Annotated in this window: 20 protein-coding genes; 11 read left to right on the forward strand and 9 right to left on the reverse strand. The window is 64.1% G+C overall.

The window, feature by feature from the left end; translation table 11 throughout:
- Positions 1–27: 27 nt before the first annotated feature.
- From ruvB to LB532_RS01080, 5 genes are all read right to left on the reverse strand, one after another.
- Positions 28–1,065, reverse strand: coding sequence for a Holliday junction branch migration DNA helicase RuvB (gene ruvB, locus LB532_RS01060; RefSeq protein WP_140641319.1), 1,038 nt, complete (start codon positions 1,063–1,065; stop codon positions 28–30).
- Positions 1,066–1,108: 43 nt separating this feature from the next.
- Complete coding sequence (gene ruvA / locus LB532_RS01065) at positions 1,109–1,729, reverse strand: Holliday junction branch migration protein RuvA (RefSeq protein ID WP_140550849.1); 621 nt, start codon at positions 1,727–1,729, stop codon at positions 1,109–1,111.
- Positions 1,730–1,742: 13 nt separating this feature from the next.
- Complete coding sequence (gene ruvC, locus LB532_RS01070; protein ID WP_140641317.1) at positions 1,743–2,255, reverse strand: crossover junction endodeoxyribonuclease RuvC; 513 nt, start codon at positions 2,253–2,255, stop codon at positions 1,743–1,745.
- Between the two features lie 92 nt (positions 2,256–2,347).
- Positions 2,348–2,881 carry a DUF1465 family protein gene (locus tag LB532_RS01075; RefSeq protein ID WP_140641315.1) on the reverse strand — a complete coding sequence of 178 codons (534 nt, stop codon included), beginning with the start codon at positions 2,879–2,881 and terminating at the stop codon, positions 2,348–2,350.
- A gap of 383 nt (positions 2,882–3,264) precedes the next feature.
- Positions 3,265–3,645 (reverse strand): cbb3-type cytochrome c oxidase subunit I, encoded by a 381-nt coding sequence (locus LB532_RS01080; RefSeq protein ID WP_140550847.1) that lies wholly within the window; start codon positions 3,643–3,645, stop codon positions 3,265–3,267.
- A gap of 328 nt (positions 3,646–3,973) precedes the next feature.
- Here LB532_RS01080 and LB532_RS01085 point away from each other — a divergent pair, with 328 nt between their 5' ends.
- Positions 3,974–4,525 carry a DUF2269 family protein gene (locus tag LB532_RS01085; RefSeq protein WP_140641313.1) on the forward strand — a complete coding sequence of 184 codons (552 nt, stop codon included), beginning with the start codon at positions 3,974–3,976 and terminating at the stop codon, positions 4,523–4,525.
- A gap of 21 nt (positions 4,526–4,546) precedes the next feature.
- Here the strand turns inward: LB532_RS01085 and LB532_RS01090 are convergent, their stop codons facing one another.
- The 3 genes from LB532_RS01090 to LB532_RS01100 all read right to left on the reverse strand — a co-directional run bounded on the left by LB532_RS01090 (position 4,547) and on the right by LB532_RS01100 (position 6,690).
- Positions 4,547–5,317 (reverse strand): sulfite exporter TauE/SafE family protein, encoded by a 771-nt coding sequence (locus tag LB532_RS01090; RefSeq protein WP_140641311.1) that lies wholly within the window; start codon positions 5,315–5,317, stop codon positions 4,547–4,549.
- 116 nt (positions 5,318–5,433) lie between these two features.
- On the reverse strand, positions 5,434–6,162 hold the full coding sequence (locus LB532_RS01095) for a class I SAM-dependent methyltransferase (protein WP_140641309.1): 729 nt from the start codon (positions 6,160–6,162) through the stop codon (positions 5,434–5,436).
- Positions 6,163–6,249: 87 nt separating this feature from the next.
- Positions 6,250–6,690 (reverse strand): Lrp/AsnC family transcriptional regulator, encoded by a 441-nt coding sequence (locus LB532_RS01100; RefSeq protein WP_140641307.1) that lies wholly within the window; start codon positions 6,688–6,690, stop codon positions 6,250–6,252.
- 128 nt (positions 6,691–6,818) lie between these two features.
- On the opposite strand from LB532_RS01100, the gene LB532_RS01105 reads away from it, so the two are divergent.
- The 9 genes from LB532_RS01105 to LB532_RS01145 all read left to right on the forward strand — a co-directional run bounded on the left by LB532_RS01105 (position 6,819) and on the right by LB532_RS01145 (position 14,795).
- Positions 6,819–7,724, forward strand: a complete 906-nt coding sequence (locus LB532_RS01105) for a DMT family transporter (protein ID WP_140641306.1) — start codon at positions 6,819–6,821, stop codon at positions 7,722–7,724.
- A gap of 130 nt (positions 7,725–7,854) precedes the next feature.
- A complete protein-coding gene (locus tag LB532_RS01110; RefSeq protein ID WP_140641304.1) occupies positions 7,855–8,502 on the forward strand; it encodes a thiamine phosphate synthase in 648 nt (215 codons plus the stop codon).
- Position 8,503: 1 nt separating this feature from the next.
- Positions 8,504–9,544, forward strand: coding sequence for a tetratricopeptide repeat protein (locus tag LB532_RS01115; protein WP_140641302.1), 1,041 nt, complete (start codon positions 8,504–8,506; stop codon positions 9,542–9,544).
- 146 nt (positions 9,545–9,690) lie between these two features.
- Positions 9,691–10,257, forward strand: coding sequence for an elongation factor P (gene efp / locus LB532_RS01120; RefSeq protein ID WP_140493174.1), 567 nt, complete (start codon positions 9,691–9,693; stop codon positions 10,255–10,257).
- 87 nt (positions 10,258–10,344) lie between these two features.
- A complete protein-coding gene (locus LB532_RS01125; RefSeq protein WP_140641300.1) occupies positions 10,345–11,145 on the forward strand; it encodes an inositol monophosphatase family protein in 801 nt (266 codons plus the stop codon).
- A 124-nt stretch (positions 11,146–11,269) separates the two neighbouring features.
- Positions 11,270–11,956: a PAQR family membrane homeostasis protein TrhA gene (gene trhA, locus LB532_RS01130; RefSeq protein WP_140641298.1), complete on the forward strand. Its 687-nt coding sequence runs from the start codon at positions 11,270–11,272 to the stop codon at positions 11,954–11,956.
- Between the two features lie 104 nt (positions 11,957–12,060).
- Complete coding sequence (locus tag LB532_RS01135; protein ID WP_140493167.1) at positions 12,061–13,086, forward strand: MotA/TolQ/ExbB proton channel family protein; 1,026 nt, start codon at positions 12,061–12,063, stop codon at positions 13,084–13,086.
- A gap of 1 nt (position 13,087) precedes the next feature.
- Positions 13,088–14,119, forward strand: coding sequence for a peptidoglycan -binding protein (locus LB532_RS01140; RefSeq protein WP_140641296.1), 1,032 nt, complete (start codon positions 13,088–13,090; stop codon positions 14,117–14,119).
- Positions 14,120–14,369: 250 nt separating this feature from the next.
- Positions 14,370–14,795, forward strand: coding sequence for a hypothetical protein (locus LB532_RS01145; protein ID WP_140641294.1), 426 nt, complete (start codon positions 14,370–14,372; stop codon positions 14,793–14,795).
- Between the two features lie 77 nt (positions 14,796–14,872).
- Here the strand turns inward: LB532_RS01145 and LB532_RS01150 are convergent, their stop codons facing one another.
- On the reverse strand, positions 14,873–15,226 hold the full coding sequence (locus LB532_RS01150; protein ID WP_140641292.1) for a DUF1304 domain-containing protein: 354 nt from the start codon (positions 15,224–15,226) through the stop codon (positions 14,873–14,875).
- Positions 15,227–15,368: 142 nt separating this feature from the next.
- On the opposite strand from LB532_RS01150, the gene LB532_RS01155 reads away from it, so the two are divergent.
- Positions 15,369–16,856 (forward strand): carboxypeptidase M32, encoded by a 1,488-nt coding sequence (locus LB532_RS01155; protein WP_140641290.1) that lies wholly within the window; start codon positions 15,369–15,371, stop codon positions 16,854–16,856.
- Positions 16,857–16,871 lie beyond the last annotated feature (15 nt).

Genomic DNA, 16,871 nt, shown 5'->3' on the forward strand with positions numbered 1-16,871 from the left:
CCGGCCCGAACGCCGCCGCCGGGGCCGCTATTCTTCCTGAAACAAATTGATCTGCTGTTGCGCCAGGTCCTTCGGCGCGTCGAGGCCAAGATGGCGCCAGGCATTGGCGGTCAGCACACGGCCGCGCGGCGTGCGCTGGATGAAACCCTGCTGGATGAGATAGGGCTCGATGATGTCCTCAATGGCGTCGCGCGGCTCGGACAGGCCGGCGGCGATCGTCTCGATGCCGACCGGCCCGCCGCCGAAATTGCGCGCGATCATCGAAAGATACCGGCGGTCGAGCGCGTCGAGACCGAGCGCGTCGACCTCCAGCCGGCTCAAGGCCTCGTCAGCGATCAAGCGGTTCACATGACCATCGCCGGCGACCGAGGCGAAATCGCGCACGCGGCGCAACAGCCGGCCGGCGATGCGCGGCGTGCCACGCGCGCGCCGCGCGATCTCCAGCGCGCCGTCATCGCCGAGCGGCATTTGCAGGATGCGTGCGCCGCGCCGGACGATCTGCTCCAGTTCCTCGACCGTGTAGAAGTTGAGCCGCACCGGGATGCCGAAGCGGTCGCGCAGCGGATTGGTGAGCAGGCCGAGCCGCGTGGTGGCGGCCACCAACGTGAAACGGGCAAGGTCGATCTTGACCGAGCGCGCCGCCGGTCCCTCGCCGATGATCAGGTCGAGCTGGAAATCCTCCATCGCCGGATAGAGGATCTCTTCTACCGCCGGGTTAAGCCTGTGGATCTCATCGATGAACAGGACGTCGCCTTCCTCGAGATTGGTCAGGAGTGCGGCGAGATCGCCGGCCTTGGCGATGACCGGTCCGGAGGTCGAGCGGAAGTTGACGCCGAGCTCGCGCGCCATGATCTGCGCCAGCGTCGTCTTGCCGAGTCCGGGAGGGCCGACGAACAGCACATGGTCGAGCGCTTCCTTGCGGCCCTTGGCGGCCTCGATAAATACTTTGAGGTTGGCCCGCACCGCCGCCTGGCCGACGAAATCGTCAAGCGTCTGCGGCCGCAAACTCTGATCGGCATCCTCGCCGCGTTTTTCGGGAGCGATCAGACGGGGGGAAAGGCTCATGCCGCCTTCCTTGCATATGGCCGGGAACCGGACAAGCGTGCGCTCACCGCGCCAGTTCCTTGAGCCCGAAGCGAATCAGCTTCGACGCGTCCGCCTCCTCGCCCGCCGTCTTCAGTGCCGCCGCCACCGCATTGGCGGCGGTGTCGCGGGAATAACCGAGATTGACTAGGGCCGAGACCGCGTCTGTGATCGGCGCGGCTGCCACGCCTTCGCCGAGCTCCTGCTTCAAGCCGATCGTGCCCGAGGCGGCACCGGCATAGGCCGGCGCCTTGTTCTTCAATTCGGTAACGATGCGCTCGGCCACTTTTTTGCCGACGCCGGGCGCGCGGGAGACCATGGCGATGTCGCGCAGCGCGATCGCGTTGGCAAGGTCGGCCGGCGCCAGCGTGGACAGGATGGCCAGCGCCACCTTGGCGCCGACGCCCTGCACATTGCTCATCAACAGCCGGAACCATTCACGCTCCAGCACCGACTGGAAGCCGTAGAGCCGGATCATGTCCTCGCGCACATAGGTCTCGACGAACAGCACCACCGCTTCGCCGGGCGAAGGCAGCGCGGCAAGCGTGCGCGCCGAGCAGTAGGCGACGTAGCCGACGCCATGCACGTCGACGAGGCAGTGGTCCTCCTCGATCTCGTCGAGCGTACCCTTGAGCTTGCCGATCATGCCGAACAATCCCTCACGATGCCAATGCCGTCATCCGATAGGCGACGCTTTGCCGGTGATGCGCGTGGCAAATGGCTATGGCGAGCGCGTCGGCGGCATGTTCGGTGTCGAAGGTCGCTTTCGGCAGCAGCACCTTTACCATCATGTGGATCTGCTTCTTGTCGCCATGGCCGACGCCGATCACCGCCTTCTTGACGGCATTGGGTGCATATTCGGCAACGACCAGGCCGGCGCGTGCCGGCACCAGCATGGCGATGCCGCGCGCCTGGCCAAGCTTCAGCGTCGCCACCGCATCCTTGTTGACGAAGGTCTGTTCGACGGCCGCCTCATGCGGCATGGCGGAATGCAGGATTTCAGCCAACCCGTCATGCAGTTGGCAAAGCCGCGTTGCCAGCGCCGCCTTGTCTTCGGAACGCACCGTGCCGGACGCGACGAAGCGCAGCGAATTGCCGAGGCTTTCGACAATACCCCAGCCGGTGCGCCTGAGCCCCGGATCGATACCGATGATGCGAATCGCGTCCCCCATCCGGTTACTCTACCTCCCGGAGACAGCGATGCCAGCGAAATGTGAACAAACCGGAAACAGCAGCCTGCCGGAGCCAGAAATGCTCCGAACCCCTAGTTGCGGGCGAAAGCCGTATTGAGCAGGCTGATCTGGTCCGAGACCGGATTGGGCCGGCGGCTCATGGGCTGCATGTCGACCACCGCGCCGGCGCCGTAGATCTCCTCGTCCATGCGGCGCACCAGTGCCTGCAGGCGCAGCGACCGGTTGACGAGGTCGAGGAAATCCTTGGGCAGTTCGGCCCAGCCGGCCGCCTCGTCATGGGCGGAGGCGGTGTCGAGGCGCACCTTGGACTTTTCCGACGCGACCTGGTCGCGGGTCATCTCGCCGGAATTCGCGGCGCGCTGCAGAAGCAGCCACGAGGCGACCTGCATCAGCCTTGTGGTTAGCCGCATCGATTCGGCCGCATAGAGCGTGGCCGCCAGCCGCGACAGCTTCTTGGCCTCGGCCCGGCCCTGGCCGTCGAGATACTCCGCCGCCTGTTCGACCAGCCCCATGCCTTCCTGGTAGAGCGGTTTGAAGGAGTGCGAAAAGACCCGACGTTCCGCCAGCTTGACGGTTTTCGCGCTGCCCTTCGAAGGCTCGTTCATCGATGCGCCCCTGCACTTGCAACCGGCCGATTCGGCTTACTGCCGATACACCCGGAACCCTATAGAACTGAAGCTTGAAAATGCGCTTCGTCCGGGGTGAAGGCAAGCATATGTTTAACAGAAGGTTAACGCGATCCGGCGCGGACCGTGTCGCTGGAAAGCGGACAAAAAAAGAGCCGCGGATAAGGCGGCTCTCAGGAGTTTAACAGGGAGGCGTCAAACAAAGTGGCTCCAACCACTCGGTAAGAATCCAGATCACTGGATGCGCATAGTAAACGCCTGTAAAGCTTAATGAACCCTTAACGGCGCCGATGTTTTTTGAGCGAACCCCGCGCCACTGTGCCGTAACAGCACAGTTCCTGAAGGATGTGCCGAGCCTCGACTCAGGCCGTTTTCCACACCGCCGGCAAGGCAATGAAGGCAAACAGCAGCAAGGCCGCGTAGAAACCCATCGAAGACGCCGCCACCAGCGGTTCGATCGCGGCGTTGCCGCCAAGCAGGAAGTAGAGCCCGATCAAGAGGCCGATGCCGCTGATTGCGGTCAGCCAGAAGTGAACGACGGCAACCGTCTTCTGTCCGACCGCCGGAAACAGGTGATAGAAGAAGGCGAAGACCGCCGACATCAGCCATCCAGCGACCATCGTATGGGCGTGGGTCGGCATCTGGCCATGGTCCTGGCTGATCGCCATGTACAGGCCGAGCGCCATGCCGCACAGCGCATAGATAACGGCCAGCGTGAAGAAATTCCGTGCTACCCCTTGCATATCTTTCCCCCGAGTTGCCTTTCCCGTGTTCGGGAAAGGGTTGATCGTCAGGCGATTGCTCTCGCCACCGGGCTCCCGGCGCGGGCGCACTAGCATCGGCACTGTTTCTGGACGATGTCGCGCCCCCGGACGCCGCTCATAATGGCAGAAAACCGGATGGCGCGCTCGCAATATCAGCGGCTCCTTACGTTATCCGGCACTTGAAACAGAACTGGTTTTTTCACGACATCGTTCCGAAACAGGCGCGGCGATACACGCTTGGCCATCGAAGCGGTGGGGGGGGCGACGGCTCGCTTCCTTCGCTACATCAGGCACCGGGGAGAAAGCCATGGATTGGTATTCCATCGTCAAATTGCTGCACATACTTTCGGCGACCCTGTGGGTCGGCGGCGGCTTCGCGCTGATGGTGCTGGCGACGCTTGCCGACCGCTCGGGAAACATCCAGGGAACGCTGCAGGCAATGCGGGCCACGGGCGAATTGGGAAACCGCTTCTTCGCGCCGATGTCGATGCTGACACTGGCCTTCGGGCTGATCATGTGCTGGTTCTGGGTCGGCTTCTCGCAACTGTGGATCCTGATCGGTCTTGCCGGCTACGCGACCACCTTTTCAATCGGCATGTTCGTCTTCAAGCCGAGCGCCGACCGCATGGGCGCGATGATCGCCAGGGATGGCGTGACGCCGGCCGCCCTAGCCTATGGCCAGCGCATCCTGCGGGCGGCGCGCTTCGACTATGCGATGATGCTGGTCATCATCGCCGACATGGTGCTGAAGCCGACCATCGACGACTTCACGGTCCTTGCCGCCATGGTGCTTGTGTTGGCGGCTGGCGCCACCCTGGCGCTCGGCCGGCCAAGGCGCATGGTGCCGGGCGTCGCCTGAGGCAGGCGAAAACGGTCGCGGCTACATCAGGCCGGCGATCCCGTCCCACAGAAGCTTCACCGCGACGACCGCCACCGTCGCATAGGTGAAGGGATAGAAAATCTCCGGACGCATGCGGCGCACTAGCCAGGCGCCGGCGATGGTCGATAGCGGCGCCAGCGGCATCAGCACCGCCGACGCGGTCAGATTGGTGCTGTCGAACTGGCCGAGCGCGAAATAGGGAACGAGCTTCAGCGCGTTGGTGGCGGCAAAGAAGATCGCCGCCGTGCCAGACAACACCTTCGGGTCGAGCCGGATCGGCAGCGCGTAGACCTGAAAGGGCGGGCCGCCGACATGGGCGACGAAGCTGGTGAAGCCGGCGACCGTACCCCAGAGGGCCGCGGCGACGCGGTTGGGCTGCGCCGCATGGTCGGCGCCGTGGCGGTACTTCAGATAGAGCCAGCGCAGCACGAAAATGATGGCGACGGCGCCGACGATCAGCCGCACCACCTCCTCGGTGACCAGTGCGGCCGTCAGCCAACCGAGACCGATGCCGATCACCGCGCCGGGCATCATGTCGGCCAGCACCTTTCTGTTATAGACGCCCCACCACGTCCATACCGAAACGATGTCCATCAGGCACAGGATGGGCAGCAGGATGGCCGCCGCTTGCACCGGCGGCATGGTCAGCGCCATCAGCGGCACGCCGACGAAACCGACCGCACCGCCAAATCCGCCCTTGGACAGGCCGACCAGAATGATCGCCGGGACGGCGGCCGCATAGAACCACGGATCGGAAAGCAGGCCTGACATGGAGGAGGGACTGGTCTGGAGAGAAGCGCGTCAACGCCTGAATAGCCCAGATTCCCGAGCGGAGCGACAGCAAATGTGGGCGTCGCCACAGCAAGGCCGGCCCATTCTGCTCTGATCTATCGCCGGGCCGAGACCAGCAGGAACATCGGTCGCTCAAGCTCTTCCGCCAGTTCGGGCTTGGCCGCGATCTGCGCGTCCGTCGGACGGAATTCCTCGACATGCTCGATGGTGAAGCCGCACCGGATCAGCGTGTTGAGCGTGGTGCCGATGGTGCGGTGATGTTTCACAACTCCCTTGGCCAGCCAGTCTGTCTTGCGCGGTCCCTCCACCAGATACCGGTCGACAGGCCATGTCTTGCGGCCTTCGGCATCGACAGACCAGCCGGGATGGCTCGGCGCCATATAGATCGGATGCTCCGTCGAGAAGACGAAATGCCCGCCGGGGACCAGGGACTGATGCACGGTCTGGAACAGCCGCGCGGCATCGCTGACATAGTGCAGGGCAAGCGAGCTGTAGGCGAGATCGAAAGCCGTCCGCGGCATGCTGAGTTCATCGAGATCGGCGCGTTCGTAGACGATGCCGGCATCCGGGCCGGCGGCACGCGCCCGGGCGAGCATCTTTTCCGACAGGTCGAGACCCAGAACCTCCTTGGCCCCGTGTTCAAGAGCCCAGCGGCAGAACCAGCCGAAACCGCAACCAAGATCGACGATTCGCAAGCCGCCGACGTCGGGAAGCATCGCGCGCAGCGCCGGCCACTCGACGGCGCCGTCCAGCCCTTCGACGGACCGGCCGAGCTGGCTGTAGCCTGCGAAGAAATCCGGCTGATCGTAGACATTCTGCGCCATGTTCCTTCCTCGTTGTTCATATGCCTGACTGGCGGAGCCGCCACGCATTTCCACCACCGGCAGGCAGAGTCAAGAAACGCGGACCGGTCATGCGCCGAGCGGTGGCGGCCGCCGCCGGATCGGCTGAGCCTTGATGATGGCGGTGCTGGTCTCGGCCTTGTCGGCGATGCGATCGAGGATACCGTCGAGGTCGCCGATCGAACGCACGAACAGCCTGGCAACGAAGCAGTCGTCCCCCGTCACCTTGTCGCATTCGCCGAATTCGGCGGTCTCCTCGATCAGCTTCTGGACGATGTGCAGCTTGCCCGGGAGCGGCTTGATGCGCACGATCGCCTGCAATGTATAGCCGAGCGCCAGCGGGTCGATCTCGACGGTGAAAGCCCTGATCACGCCACGCTCCTCGAGCCGCCTCAGCCGCTCCGAAACGCTCGGCGACGACAGCCCGATCTGGCCGGCCAGCTCCTTCAGCGAAGTCCGCGCATCCCTCACCAGGATTTCGAGGAGGCGCCGGTCGAGCTCGTCAAGCATTTTACATTCTCAGGATTTCTAGCGCGATGCCTGTTTAAATTAGGAGAAAACAGCTTATCGCCTTTCTAGTTTCATGGAAACCCCTTGAGCCGCATGAGATTATGCCCGCAACGCTTCGGAGGTTTGCCGTGAACGATACAGTCCGTGGGACGATCGAAATGTCCGCCGCAATGGCGATCCTGGGAACGATCGGATGGTTCGTTGTCCTGTCCGGCCAGCCTATCATGGATGTGGTGTTCTGGCGCTGCGCTTTCGGCGCGGTGACGCTGCTCTTCATCTGCGCCGGCCTCGGCCTTTTGCGCAACTGGCTGTCGCTTCGCGTTTTCGTCTTCGCGGCCCTCGGTGGCGCTGCCATCGTCGTCAACTGGCTGCTGCTGTTCAGCGCATTCTCGCGCGCGTCGATCTCGATCGCCACCGCTGTCTACAATACCCAGCCTTTCATGCTGGTCGGCTTCGGCGCGCTCTTCTTCGGCGAGCGGCTGACCCTGACGAAATTGACCTGGCTGGCAATCGCCTTCGCCGGCATGGTGCTGATCGTCGAGGCCGCCCCCGACGCCGGCGAAGTCGGCACAAACTATTTCGCCGGCATCGTCATGGCGCTGGCCGCTGCCTTCTTCTGGGCCGTCGCTGCCATCGTCACCAAGAAGCTCAAGGGCACGGCGCCGCATCTCATCGCGCTCGTCCAGGTCTGTGTCGGCGTGTTGATGCTGGCGCCCTTCGCCAATCTCTCGCATCTTCCGACCGACGCCCGGAGCTGGGCCATGCTGGCAACGCTCGGCATCGTCCACACCGGCCTGATGTACATCCTGATGTATGGCGCCATCCAGAAGCTGCCGACGCATCTGCAGGGATCGCTGTCCTTCATCTATCCGATCGTTGCGATCCTGGTCGACGTCACGGCATTCGGCCATCGCCTGCACCTCAGCCAGCTCGTCGGCGCCGCCGCCATCCTGATCGCGGCCGCCGGCATGAATCTCGGCTGGACATTGTGGAAGCCGAAGCCTGCCGCGGCAGGTCCGCACCCGATCGAGTAACGCCAATCGCCGGCGCCTCGGCGGTCAAGATAGCGATCCCGCCCGCCCGCCTGTTCAAAGCGGGCACTTTGCTCTATGCCGCAATCCAACCATCTTCGCCCGGCATAGGCGAAACCCGGGATCGAAGACCATGAACGACGCAACGCCCCCCAATCGCTGCCGCATCGTGCTGATCGCGCCGTCTGGCGTGCCGGCCGCCCATATTGTCTCGGCCTTCGAGGGCGGCGACGTCGCCTCGCTGATCCTGCCGCAGAACGACATGGACGAAGCCTCCTTCCAGGCCTTCGCCGCCGAAATCGTCCCGGCGGCACAGGCGGCCGGCATCGCGGTCGTCATTGCCGGCGATACGCGCATCGCCGGGCGTATCCAGGCCGACGGCATCCATGTCGAGGTCTCCAAGGCCGAGCTCGCCGAGACGGTCGAGCATTTCCAGGCAAAGATGATGGTCGGCGCCGGCGGCGCCAAGACGCGTGATGACGCGCTCGAACTCGGTGAAGTCAGGCCCGACTATATTTTCTTCGGCCGCTTCGGCTACGACAACAAACCCGATCCGCATCCGCGCAACCTGGCGCTGGGGCAATGGTGGGCGCAGATGATCCAGATCCCCTGCATCGTCATGGCCGGATCGGAGCTCGCTTCGATCGAAACCGTCGCAGATACGGGCGCCGAATTCGTCGCGCTGTCGAGTGCGGTGTTCGCCGACGGCGTCGATCCCAAAGCGGCGATCGCGCAGGCCAATGCGCTGCTCGACGAAACCGCACCGCGTTTCGAGGACTGACGTGTCTTCCGCAAGGCTTCCCCTTCAGGCCCTGCTTGCCGCGGTCATGATCCAGGCCGCTGCCGCCGAAACGAATCCTTCGCCGCACCCTAAGCCCGATGCCGGCGTGCATACCGACAAGCCGATCGAAAAGCAGTTGCCGCAGCCCGCCACCACCGCTGAGCCAGCGCCATTGCCTTCGGCCGACGCGATCAATCCCGACCGCTTCGGCGCCAAGCCGGCGGATGCGGCCTACGGCGCTTTCCAGCGCGGGCTCTACAAGACCGCCTACAATCTCGCGCTGGTGCGCGCGCAAAACGGCGACCCGGCGGCGCAGACGCTGGTGGCCGAGATCCTGTCGCGCGGACTGGGTGTGCCCCTCAACGCGGCCGAAGCGGCGAAATGGTATGCCGCCGCCGCCGAGCAAGGGGTTCCGGAATCGCAGTTCCAATATGCGCTGATGCTGCTCGACGGCCGCTACGTCAAAAAGGACGAAAAGGAAGCCTATGCGCTGATGCAGGCCGCCGCCGAAGCGGGCAACCGGCTGGCGCAATTCAATTTCGCGCAGATGCTGGTCCAGCAGGACCCCGGCGATGCCGGCATCGCCAAGGCCGTGACTTATTACGAGCGCGCCGCGGCGACCGGCCTCGCCGACGCCCAGTATGCGATGTCGCAGATCTATGCCAACGGCGTAGGCGGCAAATCGCGCGACGACGCCCAGGCCCGGCGCCTGCTGGCTCAGGCCGCGCGGCAAAACTACGACACCGCGCAGCTCGACCTCGCCACCTGGATGATCGAGGGCCGCGGCGGCGGGCGTGATTTGAAATCCGCCTTCGGCTGGATGAAGCAGGCCGCCGAAGGCGGCAATGTCGCCGCCCAGAACCGCCTGGCGAAACTCTATATGCAAGGCATCGGCACCGAGCCGGACCTCGTGCTTGCCGGCGCCTGGTACGTCGTCGCCCGCCGCGCCGGCCTCATCGACCCCGAGATGGACGATTTCCTGCAAGGGCTGAGCGACGACCAGACCAAGCAGGCATTGCAGAAGGCGAACCGCTTGCCTTGATGGCGGTTGGCGAAATCGGCCGGCGCGTCGCCCCCGTAACTCGGCCGATCCTGCCCCACTCCCTTGCCTCTTTGGGTGTTTTGTGGTCTTGGGGACCCGAAATCGCTTGTCCCGCGAAAAAAATCTCATTCCCGGATCACATCATCATGGCCAAGATCAACGGCAACGAAATTCGTCCCGGCTACGTCATCGAGCACGATGGCGGCCTGTGGGTGGCCGTCAAGACCAACACCGTCAAGCCGGGCAAGGGCGGCGCCTATAACCAGGTCGAATTGAAGAACCTCATCAACGGCACCAAGCTGAACGAGCGCTTCCGTTCGGCAGAGACGGTCGAGCAGATCCGGCTCGATCTCAAGGATTTTTCCTTCCTCTACGAGCAGGGCGACGCCCTGGTGTTCATGGACACCGAAAGCTACGAGCAGCTCGAGCTGGCGAAGGATTTCGTCGGCGACCGCGCCGCTTTCCTGCAGGACGGCATGATGGTGACGGTCCAGCTCTACGAGGAAAGGCCGATCGGTATTTCGCTCCCCGACCAGGTGACGCTGACCATCACCGAGGCGGACCCGGTGGTAAGGGGCCAGACAGCGGCCTCTTCATACAAGCCCGCGGTGCTGGAAAACGGCATTCGCGTGCTGGTGCCGCCCTTCATCGGCGCGGGGGAACGCATCGTCGTCGACACCAATGAAATCACTTATATGCGCCGCGCCGACTGATGCAGGTCGCCCAAAGGTGGCCCAGGTCTCGGGTCGCCGACATGCATCAAGATAAAGGTTAAAGCGCGGGCAGCAGGAAGAGTTACGATGGCACGCTCAGCCCTTCTCAACGTCATGGTCCAGGCCGCAATGAAGGCCGGCCGCTCGCTGTCGCGCGATTTCGGCGAGGTCCAGAACCTGCAGGTCTCGATGAAGGGACCGGGCGACTATGTCAGCCAGGCAGACCGCAAGGCCGAGGACATTGTCTTTGCCGAACTGTCGAAGGCGCGGCCCGGTTACGGCTTCCTGATGGAAGAGCGCGGCACGATCACCGGCGATGACAGCCAGCACCGCTGGATCGTCGATCCGCTCGACGGCACCACTAATTTCCTGCACGGCATTCCGCTTTTCGCTGTCTCGATCGCGCTCGAGCGCCAGGGCCAGATCGTGGCCGGCGTCATCTACAATCCGGCCATGGACGAGCTCTATACGACCGAACGCGGCGGCGGCGCCTTCATGAACGATCGCCGCCTGCGTGTCGCCGGCCGCACCAAGCTCATCGACAGCGTCATCGGCTGCGGCGTGCCGCATCTGGGGCGTGGCCAGCATGGCAATTTCCTAATCGAATTGCGCAATGTCATGGCCGAGGTTTCCGGCGTCCGGCGCCTGGGTTCGGCCTCGCTCGATCTCGCTTACGTCGCCGCCGGCCGCATGGACGGGTTCTGGGAAGTCGGCCTGTCGCCCTGGGACATCGCAGCCGGCCTGTTGCTGATCCGTGAAGCAGGAGGGTTCGCCTCCGACATGGACGGCGGCCAGGACATGCTCGACAACGGTTCGGTCGTTGCCGGCAACGAGATCATCCAGCGCGCGCTCCTGAAAACCGTGAAAAAGCCCCTCGCTGCCCGCTGAAGCAGGAAAAAGCGTAGTGTAAAATCAAATCCCCGCCGCGCTGAAGCGCCGCAGTCGCAAAACGGCAAACAAAGCTTGAAATACTGTCCGGCGCTTGCCCAGATAGGGTTGACGCAGGACGATGATGATCAAGACGCCGCCGCAGATCGAGATTCCCTTTGTCGGACGATGGCACTATTCGCGTGCCGAGATGATCGCCGACGGCATCGTCCATGCCATCGGCATCGTGCTGGCGATCGCGGCCGGTTCGGCGCTGCTGGCGCTGGCCGCCTCCCGGGTCGGACCGGGTGAATACATCGCCGCCGCTTTCTATGTCGTATCGCTGCTCACCGTGCTCTCGGTGTCGCTGACCTATAATCTATGGCCGGTGACCTCGCCGGTGAAGTGGATTTTGCGGCGTTTCGACCACGCTGCGATCTATCTGCTGATCGCCGCCACCTACACGCCCTTTCTCGCGCAGCTCGACGGCTCGGCGCTGGCCGGCTGGATGATCGTCCTGGTCTGGACCGCGGCCATTATCGGCATCGCCATAAAGGTGTTTTTCCCCGGCCGCTTCGACCGGCTGGCGATTGTCTTCTATCTCGCCATCGGCTGGAGCGGCATCGTCCTGGTCGAGCCGCTTGTCGAGACTCTGCCGACCACCTCGATCGTGCTCATTGTCGCCGGGGGCGTCGTCTATTCCTGCGGCGTCATCTTCTTCGCCTGGAAAGGGCTGCGCTTCCACAATGCGCTGTGGCACGGCTTCGTCGTCACTGGCGCCGGCCTGCATCTGGCGGCGATGGTCGATTGTCTGGTCATCAATCGCCTGTAAAGCCGCTTGCGGCTATATTGCCAAGCACCATTCAATTTGGTCACAATTCCGTTTAGAGTCGCGGGCACGTGATCGGCGGCAGTGGCATCGGAAACGGGGCACGGATGGCTTTTCTCAGATCCTTCGGCATGGGCAGGCGCTCCGACGTGCTGATCTACGACCCACATAAATTGTCGAGCCCGCAGGTCTTCCTGCTGACCATGGTCATCTTCCTGGCCATCGTCGCCTTCATCGCAGCGATCCTGACCCGGCAGATCTCGACCGCCTTCGTCACCAATCCGGGGCTCAACGGCCTGATCATCGGCGTGCTTGCCGTCGGCATCCTTTTGGCCTTCGTCCAGGTCGGGCGGCTGTTTCGTGAAGTGCGCTGGGTCAACTCGTTCCGCGCTGGCTCCGAGATCACCGAACCAGTGCTGCTGGCGCCGATGAAGGCGATGATCGGCCGCTCGTCGAGCATGGCGTTTTCGACCAGTTCGATGCGCACCATGCTCGATTCCATCGCCACGCGCCTCGATGAAAGCCGCGACACCTCGCGCTACCTCGTCGGCCTCCTGGTGTTCCTTGGCCTGCTCGGCACCTTCTGGGGCCTGCTGAACACGATCGGCTCCATCCGCGAGACAATCGAGTCACTCGATCCCGGCACGGGCGACGCCGCCGCTGTGTTGGATTCCCTGAAGCAAGGGCTGTCGGCGCCGCTCGCCGGCATGGGCACGGCCTTCTCGTCCTCGCTGTTCGGCCTGTCCGGCTCGCTCGTTCTCGGTTTCCTCGACCTGCAGGCCGGCCGCGCCCAGACGCGCTTCTACACCGAGCTGGAGAACTGGCTGTCCTCGGTCACCGACCTGTCGTCCGACATCGTCGTCTCCGATGCGGTCCGGACCGAGCCCTCCGACGAAATCCGCCTGCTGTCGGAGCGGCTGCGCAGCATGCAGGAGAATGGCGGCGGTTCCAATCCGCGCGTTGCCACCGCCATGGCCAATCTCGCCGACGGCATTTCCGGCCTGGTCAAGAACATGCGCTCCGAGCAGCAGATCATGCGCGACTGGGTCGAAGCGCAGTCGGATGAACAAAAGGCGATGCGCAACACGCTGGAAAAGATCGCCGACGCCCTGAAGAAGACCGGGGTGCACTAGCATGGCGCTCGCCAGGAGCCGGCGTGCCGACCGCCGTATCGACTATTGGCCGGGCTTCGTCGACGCGCTGTCGACGCTGCTTCTGGCCATCATGTTCCTGCTCACCGTCTTCGTGTTGGCGCAGTTCCTGCTCGGCCGCGAAATCTCCGGCAAGGACGCCGTGCTCAACCGCCTCAATTCGCAGATCAACGAACTGACGCAGCTTCTGGCGCTGGAGCGTTCCACGACGCAGGACAAGGAGGATTCGCTCGCCAATCTGCAGGCATCGCTGTCGGCGGCGGAGGCGGAGAAGAGCCGGCTCCAGCAGTTGCTGGCGCAAGGTGCGGGCGCCGGTGATGCAGCCAACCAGCGCGCGGCGGCGCTGACGGGCGAGCTCGACAGCCAGCGCCAGATCAGCCAGCAGGCGCTGAGCCAGGTCGAGATCCTCAATCAGCAGATCGCGGCCTTGCGCAAGCAGATCGGCGCGCTCGAGGATGCGCTCAATGTCTCCGAGGCCCGCGACCGCGATTCCAACACCAAGATCGCCGACCTTGGCCGCCGCCTCAACGTGGCGTTGGCGCAGCGCGTGCAGGAACTCAACCGCTACCGCTCCGACTTCTTCGGCCGCCTGCGGGAGATCCTCGCCGACCGCGAGAACATCCGCATCGTCGGCGACCGCTTCGTCTTCCAGTCGGAAGTGTTGTTTCCGACCGGCTCGGAGGTGATCAACGATGCCGGCAAGGTCGAGATGAAGAAACTTGCGGACGCCATCATCGAATTACAGAAGGAGATCCCCCCGGAGATCAACTGGGTGCTGCGCGTCGATGGCCATACCGACAACAAGCCGTTGTCCGGCACCGGTCGCTATCGCGACAATTGGGAGCTGTCGACGGCGCGCTCGACTTCCGTAGTGAAGTTCCTGATCGAGAACGGCGTGCCGGCCAACCGGCTGGTCGCCGCCGGCTTCGGCGAGTTCCAGCCGCTCGACCCCGCCGACACCGAAGAGGCGCGCAACAAGAACCGCCGGATCGAACTGAAGCTCACCGAACGGTGATCCATCATCACGCGATCTCACGCGAATTTGTTCGCCGGCTCAACTCTAGGGCGCAGGTGCGCACCGGCAAGGCCTGAAAAGATTATCTTTTTTTAATTACACTTCGCCACGGAGCGCTCCTAGCGTGTCGCGCAGGGCCGAGAACCGCCGGCGATGCCTCCCATCGCGACGCGACGGAACTGGACGGCCCGCATCGTCCGGAAGCGGAACGCAGGGCCGTTCTTTTCCGCAGCAAAAAGGAGGCGCCGTCATGCGCTCTTCAGCATCTCTCAAGACTGCAACCCTTGCCGCAATTCTTGTCGCCGCCCCCCTTGCCGGCGCCTACGCCGCGGGTCACCACAGGGGCGCGCTCGACGCGACCGACCCGACCGACATGACCGGCCCGCGTGTCGAGGCTCTCATTGAACAGGTTCAAGGCGTCCATCAGGGCATAATCACCGCCAGACAGGCCAACAACATCACCCCGGCCGCGGCGGAGCGCCTGGAGATGCGCACCGCTCGCATAGGTCAGGCGGCCGAGAAGATTGCCTCGTCGGATCACGGCAGGATACCGGCCGCACAATATCATGACCTGCTGCGCCGTCTCGACAATGTCGACCAGCGGCTGAGGGTCGACGTCGGCAGCGGCTTCCTGATGGGCGACGGCGCCGACGGCGGGAACTATCCGAACGGCTGAGGCCGTTCTGATCGCGGCCCAAGAGGAAGGGACCACCTGGCGTCTACGGGACCCGATCTCGCAGGCGCCTCTTTTCCTCACCAGCCGAGCCAGACCGCGACCAAGGCAGCCGCTGCCGGCGCGGCCTGCACGAACAGGATCTTGCGACCGACCGTTGCCGCCCCGTAGAGCCCGGCAACGGCCACGCAGAGCAGGAAGAAGACCTTGACCTGGAACCCGGCCGCGCCGAGGGAGAGCGCCCAGATCAGGCCGGCGGCGAGAAAGCCGTTGTAGAGCCCCTGATTGGCGGCAAGCACCTTCGAGGCGCTGGCGAATTCCGGCGTCAGCCGGAATGCCTTGTGCCCGCGCGGCGTGTCCCAGAGCACCATCTCCAGATAGACGATATAGACATGGATCAAGGCCACCAGCCCGACCAGGATGTTGCCGATCATTGTGTTCCCCCGTGATGTGTCATGGCCAGCATTCCACGCGTCGGCTCGCCAGCGCAAGGCGCATCTGCCGGACGGCGCGTGAGGGTTGCAAACGCTCAGGCGTTGGTATCTTTTCGCCCCGTCCCCAATCACGGAAGCCGCCATGTCCTTTCAAAAACTCGATGACCTCGGCCACAAGCTCGAAGCCCTGGAGCACGCGCTGGCCATCCTCGGCGCCGATGAAGCGACCCACATGGCCGTTGGCGGCGGCGAGAAGCGCGCCGAGGCCATGGCGGCACTTGCCGGCATGTACCACACCAGGGCGACCGCGCCGGAAATAGCGGACTGGATCGCCGCCGCCGAAGGCGAAGCGCTTGACGATGAACAGTGGGCGGCGCTGGCCGAACTGCGGCGGCACTACACCAACCTGACCTGCCTGCCTGTCGAATTCGTCGAACGCCAGACGACCGCCCGCATGCGCTGCGAGCAGTTGTGGCGCGACCTGCGGGCCAAGAACGACTGGGCGGGCTTCCTGCCGGCGCTTGAGGGCGTCGTGGCGCTGGTGCGCGAAGAGGCGGCCCTACGCGCCGACATTCTCGGCCTCGCCCCCTACGACGCGCTGATGGAGCAATACGACCCCGGCAACCGCGCCGCGGATATCACGCCTGTCTTCACCGAGCTGAGGACATTTCTCAGGGCTTTCGTGCCGGAAGCATTGGCGGTGCAGGAAGCGCGGCTGCGCAAGCGCCCTCTGAAGCCGCTTTCGGGAACCTATGCTGTCGACAGGCAGCGCGAACTCGGCCTCGCCATGATGGCGGCGGTCGGCTTCGACCTGACGCACGGCTCGCTGTCGGTGTCGCACCATCCGTTCTGCGGCGGTGTGCCGAGCGACGTGCGCATCACCACCCGCTACAAGACGTCCGATTTCCTGTCGGCGCTGATGGGCGTGCTGCACGAGACCGGGCATGCACTCTACGAGCAGAACCTGCCGAAGGCCTGGTCGCACTGGCCGCTCGGCAAGGCGCGCGGCATGGCGGTGCATGAAAGCCAGAGCCTGTTCGTTGAAAAGCAGATCGGGCGCAATCCCGCCTTCTGGCGTTGGGCATTGCCGGTCGTGGAAAAGCATCTCGGCGAAGCCTGGTCGCTCGACGACATCCTGCCGCATGTCCACCATGTCGAGCGCGGCCTGATCCGTGTCGATGCCGACGAGGTGACATACCCGCTTCATGTCATCCTGCGCTACGAGCTGGAGCAGGAGCTCGTCTCCGGCAAGATCGAGGTGGCCGACCTGCCCGAGGCCTGGGATGCCAGGATGCGCGACTATCTCGGCCTCTCAACCATCGACAATCCCGCGGACGGGCCGATGCAGGACGTGCATTGGCCTGCTGCCGCCTTTGGCTACTTTCCGTCCTACACGCTGGGCGCCATGATGGCGGCGCAGCAATGGGCTGCGCTGACACGGGAGCATCCGTCGGCCGATGACGATCTTGCCAAGGGGAATTTCGGTGCCATCAACGATTGGCGCCGCAAGAACATATGGTCGCAGGGCTCGCGCTGGTCGACGCCCGACCTGCTCGAGCGCGCCACCGGTGAAAAGCTCAATGCCGTCTATTTCACCGACCACCTGCGCAAACGTTATGGAGCCGCGTGAGCACGCCCAGCGTAG

The sequence above is a fragment of the Mesorhizobium sp. ESP-6-2 genome, from assembly GCF_020164675.1.
Lineage (GTDB): Bacteria > Pseudomonadota > Alphaproteobacteria > Rhizobiales > Rhizobiaceae > Mesorhizobium.

Excerpts from the sequence above, each read along its gene's own strand:
- ruvB (WP_140641319.1), bottom strand. The coding sequence starts at position 1,065 with ATGAGCCTTTCCCCCCGTCTGATCGCTCCCGAAAAACGCGGCGAGGAT.
- ruvA (WP_140550849.1), bottom strand. The coding sequence starts at position 1,729 with ATGATCGGCAAGCTCAAGGGTACGCTCGACGAGATCGAGGAGGACCAC.
- ruvC (WP_140641317.1), bottom strand. The coding sequence starts at position 2,255 with ATGGGGGACGCGATTCGCATCATCGGTATCGATCCGGGGCTCAGGCGC.
- LB532_RS01075 (WP_140641315.1), bottom strand. The coding sequence starts at position 2,881 with ATGAACGAGCCTTCGAAGGGCAGCGCGAAAACCGTCAAGCTGGCGGAA.
- LB532_RS01080 (WP_140550847.1), bottom strand. The coding sequence starts at position 3,645 with ATGCAAGGGGTAGCACGGAATTTCTTCACGCTGGCCGTTATCTATGCG.
- LB532_RS01085 (WP_140641313.1), top strand. The coding sequence starts at position 3,974 with ATGGATTGGTATTCCATCGTCAAATTGCTGCACATACTTTCGGCGACC.
- LB532_RS01090 (WP_140641311.1), bottom strand. The coding sequence starts at position 5,317 with ATGTCAGGCCTGCTTTCCGATCCGTGGTTCTATGCGGCCGCCGTCCCG.
- LB532_RS01095 (WP_140641309.1), bottom strand. The coding sequence starts at position 6,162 with ATGGCGCAGAATGTCTACGATCAGCCGGATTTCTTCGCAGGCTACAGC.
- LB532_RS01100 (WP_140641307.1), bottom strand. The coding sequence starts at position 6,690 with ATGCTTGACGAGCTCGACCGGCGCCTCCTCGAAATCCTGGTGAGGGAT.
- LB532_RS01110 (WP_140641304.1), top strand. The coding sequence starts at position 7,855 with ATGAACGACGCAACGCCCCCCAATCGCTGCCGCATCGTGCTGATCGCG.
- efp (WP_140493174.1), top strand. The coding sequence starts at position 9,691 with ATGGCCAAGATCAACGGCAACGAAATTCGTCCCGGCTACGTCATCGAG.
- LB532_RS01125 (WP_140641300.1), top strand. The coding sequence starts at position 10,345 with ATGGCACGCTCAGCCCTTCTCAACGTCATGGTCCAGGCCGCAATGAAG.
- trhA (WP_140641298.1), top strand. The coding sequence starts at position 11,270 with ATGATCAAGACGCCGCCGCAGATCGAGATTCCCTTTGTCGGACGATGG.
- LB532_RS01135 (WP_140493167.1), top strand. The coding sequence starts at position 12,061 with ATGGCTTTTCTCAGATCCTTCGGCATGGGCAGGCGCTCCGACGTGCTG.
- LB532_RS01140 (WP_140641296.1), top strand. The coding sequence starts at position 13,088 with ATGGCGCTCGCCAGGAGCCGGCGTGCCGACCGCCGTATCGACTATTGG.
- LB532_RS01145 (WP_140641294.1), top strand. The coding sequence starts at position 14,370 with ATGCGCTCTTCAGCATCTCTCAAGACTGCAACCCTTGCCGCAATTCTT.
- LB532_RS01150 (WP_140641292.1), bottom strand. The coding sequence starts at position 15,226 with ATGATCGGCAACATCCTGGTCGGGCTGGTGGCCTTGATCCATGTCTAT.
- LB532_RS01155 (WP_140641290.1), top strand. The coding sequence starts at position 15,369 with ATGTCCTTTCAAAAACTCGATGACCTCGGCCACAAGCTCGAAGCCCTG.